This is a genomic window from Pokkaliibacter sp. MBI-7 (assembly GCF_029846635.1).
Classification (GTDB): domain Bacteria; phylum Pseudomonadota; class Gammaproteobacteria; order Pseudomonadales; family Balneatricaceae; genus Pokkaliibacter.
Genome location: NZ_JARVTG010000001.1, coordinates 3,128,779 through 3,140,296, shown reverse-complemented (window position 1 = coordinate 3,140,296; position 11,518 = coordinate 3,128,779). Strand labels below are relative to the sequence as shown.

The 11,518-nt window shown below is 58.9% G+C and carries 10 protein-coding genes; 5 read left to right on the top strand and 5 right to left on the bottom strand.

Translation table 11 applies throughout. The features are described 5' to 3' along the window. Window positions 1-120 precede the first annotated feature (120 nt). Window positions 121-708, top strand: a complete 588-nt coding sequence (locus QCD60_RS14035) for a cytochrome b (RefSeq protein ID WP_279786310.1) — start codon at window positions 121-123, stop codon at window positions 706-708. Between the two features lie 133 nt (window positions 709-841). On the opposite strand, the gene QCD60_RS14030 is transcribed toward QCD60_RS14035, so the two are convergent. The 5 genes from QCD60_RS14030 to QCD60_RS14010 form a co-directional block, all read right to left on the bottom strand. Further along, on the bottom strand, window positions 842-1,924 hold the full coding sequence (locus tag QCD60_RS14030; RefSeq protein WP_279786309.1) for a glycine betaine/L-proline ABC transporter ATP-binding protein: 1,083 nt from the start codon (window positions 1,922-1,924) through the stop codon (window positions 842-844). Continuing rightward, the gene (locus tag QCD60_RS14025) at window positions 1,917-2,807 is read right to left on the bottom strand and encodes a proline/glycine betaine ABC transporter permease (protein WP_279786308.1); all 891 of its coding nucleotides are present in this window, start codon (window positions 2,805-2,807) and stop codon (window positions 1,917-1,919) included. The genes QCD60_RS14030 and QCD60_RS14025 overlap by 8 nt, the downstream gene beginning before the upstream one ends. Window positions 2,808-2,946: 139 nt before the next feature. Then, complete coding sequence (locus QCD60_RS14020) at window positions 2,947-3,960, bottom strand: ABC transporter substrate-binding protein (RefSeq protein WP_279786306.1); 1,014 nt, start codon at window positions 3,958-3,960, stop codon at window positions 2,947-2,949. A gap of 57 nt (window positions 3,961-4,017) precedes the next feature. Next, entirely contained in the window at window positions 4,018-4,884 is an 867-nt protein-coding gene (locus QCD60_RS14015; protein WP_279786305.1) for a pyrroline-5-carboxylate reductase dimerization domain-containing protein, read from the bottom strand. Beyond that, a complete protein-coding gene (locus tag QCD60_RS14010; protein WP_279786303.1) occupies window positions 4,881-5,582 on the bottom strand; it encodes a TetR/AcrR family transcriptional regulator in 702 nt (233 codons plus the stop codon). Before QCD60_RS14010 ends, QCD60_RS14015 begins: the two co-directional genes overlap by 4 nt. A gap of 205 nt (window positions 5,583-5,787) precedes the next feature. On the opposite strand from QCD60_RS14010, the gene QCD60_RS14005 reads away from it, so the two are divergent. The 4 genes from QCD60_RS14005 to QCD60_RS13990 all read left to right on the top strand — a co-directional run bounded on the left by QCD60_RS14005 (window position 5,788) and on the right by QCD60_RS13990 (window position 11,504). Next, window positions 5,788-7,836 (top strand): NADH:flavin oxidoreductase, encoded by a 2,049-nt coding sequence (locus QCD60_RS14005; RefSeq protein ID WP_279786301.1) that lies wholly within the window; start codon window positions 5,788-5,790, stop codon window positions 7,834-7,836. Between the two features lie 293 nt (window positions 7,837-8,129). Further along, a complete protein-coding gene (locus tag QCD60_RS14000; RefSeq protein WP_279786299.1) occupies window positions 8,130-9,446 on the top strand; it encodes a methyl-accepting chemotaxis protein in 1,317 nt (438 codons plus the stop codon). Between the two features lie 303 nt (window positions 9,447-9,749). Then, entirely contained in the window at window positions 9,750-10,643 is an 894-nt protein-coding gene (locus QCD60_RS13995) for a LysR family transcriptional regulator (RefSeq protein WP_279786296.1), read from the top strand. Between the two features lie 123 nt (window positions 10,644-10,766). Further along, window positions 10,767-11,504, top strand: a complete 738-nt coding sequence (locus QCD60_RS13990; RefSeq protein WP_279786295.1) for a zinc-dependent alcohol dehydrogenase family protein — start codon at window positions 10,767-10,769, stop codon at window positions 11,502-11,504. Window positions 11,505-11,518 lie beyond the last annotated feature (14 nt).

Below are 11,518 nucleotides of genomic sequence, written 5' to 3'. Positions count from 1 at the left end.
TGTCAACGCAGTGCAACCCACCTGACGTAACAATCCTTATTTGCAGTCGTGCAGAACCGATGATCGTCATCGCTTTCTGTCAGACTGAACAGCATGCCCCCACATCAAAGGACGATCACGATGAACACAACCTCAACCCCACTCAAAGCCACTGACCGTTTCGGCGGTTTTGCCCAGCTGCTGCACTGGCTGACTGCCATTCTGGTACTGGCCGCCTTCAGCACTGGTCTGGGTGGCCCGGAACAGCGCGTCTATGCCGCCAGTCGCGACTTTGACCGGCAACTGCATGAAACCCTGGGCATGGCGGTCTTTGTGCTGGCCATTATCCGGGTGATCTGGATGCGTCTGGACAGCCGCCCTGCGCAACAGGCCGTCTCACGTCTGCTGCATATCGGCGCCAAGTCCGTGCAGGGGCTGCTTTACCTGTTGCTGTTCGCGGTGCCGATGACGGCCATCGCCGGCGCCTGGCTGGGCAACCATCCGATCATTCTGCTGGGAGGCGTGGAGCTGCCCGCGCTGTTTGGCGACGCCCACGAGCTGGGTCAGAGCATTGCGGAGATTCATACCTGGCTGGGGGATGCCATTCTGTGGCTGGCCGGGCTGCACGCCGTGGCGGCTATCTATCACCATGTGATCCTGCAGGATCAGGTGCTGGAAACCATGCTACCCCGCTGGCTGAAAGTATGGCGCCCGGGCAACCGTCAGTAGTGGGGGTATGCAGAAGAAACTGACGCCGGATGGGGCAGCGTCAGCGGGTTAACAGGCAGACGGCAGCGTCCTGCTGCCGCGTTACACAGGGTGAGCAGACTGAGCCACTCACCACGATCAGGTGAAAACGGTGTTAACCGACATGCTTCACCAGCGTTGGTTTTGCGGCTGACCGAGGCGCCTCACTGCGGGAAATAGCCGCCATGATGCCCTGCATATCGACCATGCCCAGCCTGCTGCCGTTGTCATCGACCACTGCCAGCTCATAGCTCTGCGCCGCTGACAGCAGGCTCATGGCCTCTTCCAGTGTGGTCCCTGCGGCGGCGGTGACGTTCGGCGTCACACCGGCAGACAGCGGCTGCATGATGGCCTCCACCTGCACCACCCGGCCCCGGTTCACTTCTTTAACAAAGTTGGCGATGTATTCATCGGCGGGATTGAGCACGATCTCCTGACTGCTGCCCTGCTGGATCACTTCACCGTCGCGCAGAATGGCAATGCGATCCCCCAGACGCAGGGCTTCATCCAGATCGTGGGTGATAAAGACGATGGTCTTGCGGATTTCCTTCTGCAGATCCAGCAACACCGTCTGCATGTCCACCCGAATCAGCGGATCCAGTGCCGAGTAGGCTTCGTCCATCAGCAGGATAGGTGCATCGTTGGCCAGCGCCCGCGCCAGCCCGACACGCTGCTGCATGCCGCCGGACAGCTGATTGGGATAGCTGTCTTCAAAGCCCTTGAGGCCAACCCGCTCAATCCAGTAGCGTGCGGCCTGTTCCTGCGCACTGCGCGGCTTGCCCTGAATCTCCAGACCAAACACCGTGTTCTCCAGTACCGTGCGGTGAGGCAGCAGAGCAAATTTCTGGAACACCATGGCGGTCTGATGGCGACGGAACTCGCGCAGCGCCTGTTCATCCATCTTCACCACGTCCTGACCGCCGATCAGCACCTCACCGGCGGTCGGCTCGATCAGCCGGTTGATATGACGGATCAGTGTCGACTTGCCGGAGCCGGACAGCCCCATGATCACCTGAATACCTCCGGCCGGCATGCTGATGCTGATGTCGCGCAGGCCCAGCACATGGCCGTACTTTTCGTTCAGTTCGGTTTTGCTGATGCCCTGTTTGGCCAGCTCGACATGGCCAACCGGGTCCCTGCCGAACACCTTGTACAGATGGCGGATTTCAATACCCAGCCCCGGTGTTGCTTCAGCCATGGACGACCTCCAGATGTTTCTGCAGCCGCTTGCCATAGGCCTGACTGACACGATCAAAGATGATAGCGATACCGACAATAGCCAGCCCGTTAAAGATACCGAGAGTGAAATACTGGTTGGCGATGGCCTTCAGCACCGGCTGGCCGAGGCCCTGCACGCCGATCATCGACGCAATTACCACCATCGCCAGCGCCATCATGATGGTCTGGTTAATACCGGCCATGATGGTCGGCAGCGCCAGCGGCATCTGTACCTTGGTCAGACGCTGCCAGGGCGAAGCACCAAAGGCATCGGCGGCTTCCAGCACGTCTTTGTCGACCAGCCGGATGCCCAGATTGGTCAGGCGGATGACCGGCGGGATGGCATAAATCACCACGGCAATCAGCCCCGGCACCTTGCCAATCCCCAGCAGCATCACCACCGGGATGAGATAGACGAAGCTCGGCATGGTCTGCATCACGTCGAGAATCGGATTGACGATCTTCTGCATGCGACTGGAACGGGCCATAGCAATACCGATGGGTATGCCGACCAGAATCGACAGCACGGTACAGACGAAGATCATCGAAATGGTCTTCATGGTGTCTTCCCACATATCGAGGAAGCCGATCGCCAGCAGGATAGCCACTGCACTGACAACAATCTTCCAGTTGCGACTGGCCAGCCACGACACCAGTGCCACCAGACAGAGAATGATGGGCCAGGGGGTTTCGGTCATAAAGCGTTCGGCATGCACCAGAAAGAAGTGCAGCGGATCAAAGAAAGACTCGATGGCATCACCATAGGCGCGGGTAAACGCCCTAAATCCTTCATCGATGGTTTTTTTAAGTGCTCTCAGCAGCTCTGAATCAAGATGCGGAAAGTCAGCTAACCAATTGGCCATGGTGAGGTACTCCACCCAAGCGTTCCGGGTTGGTCGGCAGGCCACGCAGGCCCACCGGCTATGCAGCAAAGGCCGTCAGCCATAACAGGGTGACGGCAGGATCGGGTCCGCGTCAGACCCGAGTCCACTGGCAGAGAAATCAGAGTGCTGACTTCACCTTCTCGGCCACTTCGGGAGAGACCCATTTGCTCCAGATGTCCGGATTGTTCTTGAGGAAGTATTCAGCGCCTTCCTCACCGGTGGCCTGATTGTCACTCATCCAGGCCAGCAGCTTGTTGACCGTGCTGCTCGGCCAGCTTCGGGCCTGCAGATAGACCATGGCATCGCCTGCGCGGTCAGCAAAGCCTTTGGTGACCAGGGTTTCGACACTGTCCACCGGCCAGTCATTAGGCTTGGGATCAGCACAGTCGGCTACCGTGTTGCAGCGTTTCCATTCGGCTTTGTCGAGCGGCACGCCATGGCCCAGCTTGACCATTTCGTATTTACCCAGCAGCGCTGTGGGCGCCCAGTAGTAGCCAACCCAGCCTTCCTTGCGTTCGTAAGCCTTGGCGATGGAACCATCAAGACCCGCGGCAGAACCGGTATCAATCAGATCAAAACCGGCTTTTTCAGCACCGTAGGCCTTGTACAGCTGCGACGTGACTACCGTGCCACCCCAGCCCTGTGGGCCATTGTAGATAGCACCGTGTTTGGGATTTTCAGGCGAAGGGAACAGTTCAGGATGCTTCAGCATGTCCTGAATGGTTTTGATATCGGGATGGGCATCGGCAATGTACTTAGGAATCCACCAGCCCTGATTACCGCCATCGGACAACGCTTTGGAGGTAACGACCAGCTTGCCCTCATCAAGGCCACGTTTTACCACATCAGGAATCAGATCGACCCAGCCTTCCGGAGCGATATCCGGCTGGCCCTTTTCGGTCATGGAAGTAATGGTGGGAACGGTGTCACCCACAATCAGCTCGGCATGGCAGCCATAGCCTTTATTGAGGATGAACTTATCGATATTGGCGAGTACTTCAGCGGACTGCCAGTTCATGTTGGCGATGGTCACATCACCACACTCAGCCGCCTGGGATACGGCCGAAGCCCCCATCAGTGCCATGGCCAGGCAAGTAGGGACGACAAACTGCTTCTTAACCAGTTGCTTCATATCCTGTTCCTTCGTGGCGCGGTGCGTAGCGAGGGTCAGGAAGTCAGCGGCACCGCCTCAGCTGTCTCCCGGGGTACGGGGCGCTCCCTCGGGAACGCTGTCAGGTGTTCTGCTGTTCATTTCTTCTGGGTGCATGTTGAAAGCGGCCTGTTCTGCCGCCTGCAGGCCGTGATGGATGGCCTGCTCGAATCCTTCATGGATCATTGTTATCAGTGCTGCGGCTGTCGTCCCCCGGTAGTCGAGGAAACGCTGCACAACCTCAGCTGGTCTTTCATTCTGCCCCCCCAGCAGCCCTGATGCGCCGGTCAAAACGCCCTCCACTGCTCTGTTTACGACATGCTCTGGCAGTCCTCTTGACAGTGCATGCTCACACATAGCCCGTCCGAGCAACGCCGGAAAAGCCGGTCCGCTGCCACAAAGGCCGGTCAGATAATCGAAATGAGCCTCCTCCTCCAGCTCGTCCTCCGTGCCCCAGCACGACAACAATTCCTGCACCCAACCCTTTTGCTCAGTGGATACCTCTGCCGTTGCCCGCCAGGGGCTGTAGGAACGCCTGATGGCAATGGCCGCGTTGGGCATACAGCGCACTACCGTTTTGCACGCCGTGCGGGCGCTCAGTTCGGCGGTAGAAATAGCGGCCATAACGGAAATCAGCAGGGTGTTTTCAGCACGCAGCGAGAGGGCCAGAAAATCCTGCGGGCGCAGTGCCAGAATGACGGCATCGCAGTGTGCCAGCAGATGCGCGTTATCAGTCGTCCAGTACACCGCCTGACCGTCCACCTGCGGCTGTGCCGGCAGCGTTCTGGCCGACAGCCACAGCTGTTCCGCCCGCACCTTGCCACTGCTCAGCATGGCACTGGCCATCGCTCTGCCCAGCCAGCCATTGCCACCAATAATGCCCACCCGCGCCGGTTGCCAGCTCATACGCCCTGCCCTGCGTCCGCCGCTGGCTGAAAGCCATGGCGGGCGTAAAAACGCTGCAGCTCTCGGGCTTCGGCACGACTGCCAGTGAAAATCTGCACATAGTCGGCAATACGCTGCATACGGATCGCCAGCGCTTCGCTGGTCTTCATCGAGATATAGCCAATCTGCGTCAGGTAGACGGTGCGGGCGCGCACATCGGCGGCCAGCGCATCCATACCGAAGCGTTCAAACATCTGCCGCAGGGCGGCCAGCCGAGCTTCATCGGCAGCCGCCACCTGCGCCGCCACCTCAGGTGACTGCAGCGCCCAGGAGCGCACGGCAAACTCAAACTGGGCATCAAACAGCTGCTGGTCGAGCCAGCAGTCGAACACATTGAGGACGGCCTCGGCGACACTCTCGGCATAGGCCTGGGTCTGGCCGATCAGATTGTCGGTATTACGCTGCCGCCACTGCGCCAGCAGGCCGGTCAGCAGGGCATCCCGGTCCTTGAAAAACCAGTAGAAGCTGGTGCGTGACAGGTTGAGTTTCTTGGCCAGCGGCATGATGCGTACCGCTTCGATACCGGCCTCGATCAGGCTGTCATAGGCCGCCTGCAACCACAGCTCTGCCGAGCCACGCCAGCCACTGTCAGGCAGTGCGCTGGCCGTCGCAGTGGCGCTACTGGCGGCGGCAGTATCGGGGTTATCCAGTTCAGGCATGAAGGTCGTTCTCGTTGTGGTGTCAGCATCGCCAGAGGCGTGCTCACTCTTTCTGGGGTCATGTTGACATGAGGGAAATGTACATGGGTGCTTTTATCAAGTACACCCATGAACATAAAATTGACACATGTGTACATAGTGCTCTAGCGTTAATCACCACCCCATTCTGGTTATCGCGGAACAGTGACATTGAGGAGCGCCGACGATGTCCAACGATCCCCTGCTGCAGCCCTATCAGCTCAAGCACCTGCGCTTGCGCAACCGCATCATGATTACCTCCCATGAACCGGCTTACCCCGATGACGGCATGCCGAAGGAGCGTTACCGCGCCTACCATGTGGAGCGCGCCAAAGCCGGGGTCGCCCTGACCATGACGGCAGGTTCGGCAGCTATCTCCCGCGACAGCCCACCGGCCTTCAACAACATCCTCGCTTACAAGGATGAGGTCGTTCCCTGGCTCAGGGCACTGACCGATGAATGCCATGAGCACGGTGCCGCGGTCATGATCCAGCTGACCCATCTGGGTCGCCGCACCCGCTGGGACAAAGGTGACTGGCTGCCGGTGGTATCACCCTCACACAAACGCGAACCGGCTCACCGTGCCTTTCCCAAACGGCTGGAAGACTGGGACATTCAGCGCATCATCAGCGACTACGCCGATGCCGCCGAACGGATGCAGGCCGCCGGGCTGGACGGCATTGAGCTGGAAGCCTATGGCCACCTGATGGATCAGTTCTGGTCGCCGCTGACCAATACCCTCGACGCGCCGTACGGCGGCGATCTCGACAACCGCCTGCGCTTCACCTTTGACGTGCTCAGGGCGATCCGCCAGCGGGTGGGCAGCGAATTTATTGTCGGCGTACGCTACGTGGCCGATGAAATGCTGGCAGGCGGGCTGAACCGTGACGACGGGATGGCCATCTCCCGGCGCCTGAAAGACAGCGGCATGGTCGACTTTCTCAATGTGATTCGTGGGCATATCGACACCGATGCCGGGCTGACGGATGTGATCCCCATTCAGGGCATGCGCAACTCGCCCCATCTGGACTTTGCCGGGGACATCCGCAGTGCGACTGACTTCCCCACCTTTCATGCGGCCAAGATTCCTGATGTCGCCACCGCCCGTTATGCCATCGCCAGCGGCAAGGTGGATATAGTCGGTATGACCCGTGCGCACATGACCGACCCCCACATCGTGCGCAAGATCATCGCCGGACAGGAAGACAGCATTCGCCCCTGTGTCGGCGCCAACTACTGCCTTGACCGCATCTATCAGGGCGGCGCGGCCTACTGCATTCACAACCCCGCCACCGGCCGTGAGCTGACCATGCCCCACGACATTGCCAAAGCTGCCACGCGCAAGCGGGTGGTGGTGGTCGGTGCCGGCCCCGGCGGGCTGGAAGCGGCGCGGGTAGCGGCCGAGCGGGGCCATGAGGTGATCGTGTTTGAAGCCGCCAGCGATGCCGGTGGGCAGGTCCGGCTGACCGCCCAAAGCCCGCGCCGACATGAAATGATCAGTCTGATCGACTGGCGCCAGAGCCAGTGCGAGGCGCTCGGCGTACGCTTCCACTTCAATACCTGGGCCGAAGCAGACACCGTACTGGCGGAGCAACCCGATGTGGTGATCATCGCCACGGGCGGCTACCCCAATACCGAAGTGGTGGAGCGTGGCAGCGAACTGGTGGTATCGGCATGGGATATTATTTCCGGCGACGTCAAACCCGGCCGCAATGTGCTGCTGTTCGACGATGCCGGTGACCATGCCGCGCTGCAGGCCGCCGAGGTCATTGCCAGCAGCGGGGCCCGGCTGGAAATCATGACCCCCGACCGCAGCTTTGCGCCGGAAGTGATGGGGATGAATCTGGTGCCTTATCTGCGCACCCTGCAGCAACAGCAGGTGACCTTCACCGTCACCTATCGCCTGCAGCAGGTATACCGCGAAGGCAACCAGCTGGCCGCCCTGATTGACAGTGATTACAACGATGGCCAGCGTGACTTCAGCCAGACCCGGCTGGTGGATCAGGTGGTGGTCAACCACGGCACCCTGCCGCTGGACGAGCTGTATTTCGAGCTGCGGCCGCTATCGGGTAATCGTGGCGAAGTCGACTACGGCCAGCTGATTGCCGGTCAGCCACAGACCCTGCGCAGCAACGGTGACGGCCAGTTCCAGCTGTTCCGCATCGGTGATGCGGTGGCGGCACGCAATACCCACGCCGCGATCTACGATGCCCTGCGCCTGGTCAAAGACCTGTAGCTCATGCAGTGGGAGCCTGCCTCGTCAGGCTCCTGCCCCTTTCTCCTGACCTCATTCGGCTGATCTTCATCTGCCAGTACGCATTAGCCCTTGCCAAAGCCGGGATTTCCTTGAAAATTGACACTTTCGCGCCAAAAGAAGTCGTGCAGCCCGATGGCTGCGACAAAGTGCACAGGACCTGACACTCAATCGGGGTACCAACAGGATGTTAGTCGCGACCCATTCATCTTTGGTAAGACCAGCGTATTGGTCTATAACCTCATACTAGTCAGACAGTCACAGGGGCACGGGCCATGTTTGGTTCCAAACTGAAGCAAGAAAACCAGGCGCTGCGGGAGGAACTGCACGCGCTCAAGCAAGCCCGCGACGGCCTGTATGACGAGATGATGTCGATGAATATCGACCCCAGCGGCAAGATCATCTTTGCCAATCACCACTTTGAGAAAGAGCTGGGGGTCAGTCAGGCCGAACTGCTCGGTCGCAAGCTGTCCGATCTGGTACCGCAGGAACATCGCCAGACCGATCACTTCAAACGCATGAATGCCGCCATCAGCGCTCGCCAGCATTGGGTCGGTGCACTGCAGGTGGCCAACCGCCACGGCGAGCAGTTCTGGTTACGGGTGATTATCCATCCGGTAGCGAGGCGTCAGGGTGATCTCGACTTTTTTGTACTGTTTGCCAATAACCTGACCCGCACCATTGAAGCCTCGCAGCAGTATGAAAACCTGATCAAGGCGCTGCAGCGCTCCACTGCCGTCATCGAATTTGACATGCAGGGCCATGTACTGGATGCCAATCAGCTGTTCCTCGGCGCCATGGGCTACCGTCTGGAAGAGATCAAGGGCAAACATCACCGCATGTTCTGCGAACCGGCCATTGCCCAGTCTGCCGACTATGAGAAATTCTGGGACCGGCTGCGCCAGGGACACTTCAGTGCCGGTCGCTTCCGTCGCGCTGACAAGCATGGCCGCGAAGTCTGGCTGGAGGCCTCCTACAACCCCATCGCCGATACCCGTGGTCGCCTCTACAAGGTGGTGAAGTTTGCCTCGGTCATCACCGATCAGGTTCACCGTGAGCAGGCCGTCGCGGATGCTGCCAACGTCGCTTATGAAACCTCTCACGCCACCGACACCAGCGCCCGCAGTGGCAAGCAGGTGATGGAAGAAACCGCCGTGGTGATGCATAAACTGGTGGAGCAGATGGCCTCAGCCGCCAAAGGCATTGCCGATCTGGATCAGCAGTCACAACAGATCAGCGCCATTATCCAGAGCATCAGCAGCATCGCCGATCAGACCAATCTGCTGGCACTCAATGCCGCCATCGAAGCCGCCCGCGCCGGTGAGCAGGGCCGGGGCTTTGCCGTGGTCGCGGATGAGGTGCGCTCACTGGCATCACGCACCAGCGCCGCGACCGAAGAAATTGTCGGCGTAGTCAGCCAGAACCAGGCGCTGACCTCCAGTGCCGTCGCCATCATCGAAGGCAGCAAGCAGCAGGCCGAACAGGTACTGGAGCTGGTCAATCAGGCCGGGCATGTGATTGAAGAAATTCAGGAAGGGGCGCAGAAAGTGGTCGCAGCGGTCTCACAGTTCTCCAATCAGCTGACGAAATAGCCGTCACAGAACAGCACTTTTGCCTCATAAAAAACCGGACCTCAGCGTCCGGTTTTTTCTTGCCTGATACACCGCGCGGGTTATCGTGCCGCTGCGGGCGGTTCAGCACACGAATGAAAAATGTGTCCGTGCAAACATTTTCGGCCAGTAGCCCTTCATGGGGTAAGCAGCTACCGTGTCATTACAGAATGACTGCGTGAGTCTGGGGATTAACCGCCCGTGACATGGGTTATGTTTGAACAGGTAAGCACTTGTGGATGCTGGCAACTACCGCAGCGCTTCGATTGAGAAAGGTATGTGGGCATGGACCGTATTGAAGCAATGCAGATTTTTGTGCAGGTCGTCGAGAAAGGGAGCTTCACGGCGGCAGCAGAGCATCTGCAATTGCATCGCCCCGTGGCCACACGCGCCATTCAGCATCTTGAGCAGACGCTGGGCGTGCGCCTGCTGAATCGTACGACACGCAAGCTGAATGTGACCGATGAGGGGGAAGACTTTTACCAGCGCGCCGTGCAACTGCTGGCGGGGATTGAAGACACCTTTGCCAGCTATCCGGATGCCGCAACCATGGCAAAAGGCCGGCTCAAGGTGAGTCTGGCGGCCACTGTAGCCAATGCCATCGTCATTCCCGCGCTGCCTGATTTTCAGCGTCGCTACCCGCAGATTGAAATTCATCTGGGAGTGAGTGACCAGCCGGTAGATATTTTTGAAGATAATATCGACTGTGTCGTCCGCCTGGGGCCGCTGGATGATTCCAGTGCCGTCGCTAAGCGCGTGGGGCACATGGCTCTGGTAACCTGCACGTCGCGCCAGTATGTCGACCAGCATGGCCTGCCCGAATCCATCGAGCAGCTGCGCAGTCATCATGCCATCAACTTTGTCAGTGGCCGGAACCGGCGTCTGGTTGACTGGACCTTCAATGACGGCAAAGAAGAACTGCGTCTGAAGCTGTCGAGCACCATTGTCACCGACAACTCAGACTCTCTGCTGGCCTGCGCCCTGGCCGGTATGGGCATCGTCCAGGGGGTACGTGCGGTATTAAGGCCCTATCTCGACTCTGGCCGTCTGGTGGAAGTGTTACCCACCCTGCCACCCTCCCCCAAGGCTATCTCTGTCCTTTACCCTCACCGCGTTCACCTGCCAGCCAAGACATCTGCCTTTGTGCGCTGGCTGGAGGAGATTGTGCCACACGTGTAATACCGCCGATTGTTATTGAATTCATACTAATCCATTACGGACTGGCGGCTTTTTCACCTCCTGCTCACCTCTTAAAGTGCAGCCATCGCACTGTGTTGCTGCGTAAACAGAGAAGAGGTGAGTATGTCAAAGGTCGTCCGTTTCCATCGTACAGGTGGTGCTGAAGTGCTGGAATTCATTGATGTGGAGGTAGAGGCTCCGGCGGCTGATGAGGTACAGATCAGCGTCAGGGCACTGGGTCTCAATCGTGCTGAAATCATGTATCGCAATGGCCAGTATGTGATTGACCCGGTGTTCCCCGCCCGCCTTGGGTATGAGGCGGCCGGTGATGTGACTGCGGTTGGTGCCAATGTGTCCGACTTCCGTGTGGGTGACCGTGTCAGCGTGATTCCAGCCTTCTCATTCGCTGATTACGGCATGTATGGGGAGCTGGTGAATGCACCGGCCCATGCTGTGGTCAAGATACCCGACAATATCTCCTATGAGCAGTCGGCTGCCACCTGGATGAAGTTTGTCACCGCTTATGGCGCGTTAATTTGCATGGGTGACATGAAGGCGGGTGATACCGTGGTTCTGGGCGCATCGTCCAGCAGTGTCGGTCTGGCGGCGATCCAGCTGGCCAATATGGTCGGTGCCGTGCCCGTTGCCCTGACCCGCTCCCTCACCATTGAAAAACAGCTGAAAGAGGCAGGAGCTGCACATGTATTCCAGAGTAATGACCCGGAGCTGACGCAAAAAATTCGCACCATCACGGAGGGTAAAGGTACGCGTCTGGTATTCGACCCGGTAGGTGGAGCGGGTGCAAAAGCCCTGCTTCGGGCCATGCATTTAATGGCATTTACTACCAGTACGGAGCGCTGAGTACGGATGATCTG

Bases quoted from the DNA above. Each gene is read 5' to 3' on its own strand.
- QCD60_RS14035 (WP_279786310.1), top strand. From the start codon at position 121: ATGAACACAACCTCAACCCCACTCAAAGCCACTGACCGTTTCGGCGGT.
- QCD60_RS14030 (WP_279786309.1), bottom strand. From the start codon at position 1,924: ATGGCTGAAGCAACACCGGGGCTGGGTATTGAAATCCGCCATCTGTAC.
- QCD60_RS14025 (WP_279786308.1), bottom strand. From the start codon at position 2,807: ATGGCCAATTGGTTAGCTGACTTTCCGCATCTTGATTCAGAGCTGCTG.
- QCD60_RS14020 (WP_279786306.1), bottom strand. From the start codon at position 3,960: ATGAAGCAACTGGTTAAGAAGCAGTTTGTCGTCCCTACTTGCCTGGCC.
- QCD60_RS14015 (WP_279786305.1), bottom strand. From the start codon at position 4,884: ATGAGCTGGCAACCGGCGCGGGTGGGCATTATTGGTGGCAATGGCTGG.
- QCD60_RS14010 (WP_279786303.1), bottom strand. From the start codon at position 5,582: ATGCCTGAACTGGATAACCCCGATACTGCCGCCGCCAGTAGCGCCACT.
- QCD60_RS14005 (WP_279786301.1), top strand. From the start codon at position 5,788: ATGTCCAACGATCCCCTGCTGCAGCCCTATCAGCTCAAGCACCTGCGC.
- QCD60_RS14000 (WP_279786299.1), top strand. From the start codon at position 8,130: ATGTTTGGTTCCAAACTGAAGCAAGAAAACCAGGCGCTGCGGGAGGAA.
- QCD60_RS13995 (WP_279786296.1), top strand. From the start codon at position 9,750: ATGGACCGTATTGAAGCAATGCAGATTTTTGTGCAGGTCGTCGAGAAA.
- QCD60_RS13990 (WP_279786295.1), top strand. From the start codon at position 10,767: ATGTCAAAGGTCGTCCGTTTCCATCGTACAGGTGGTGCTGAAGTGCTG.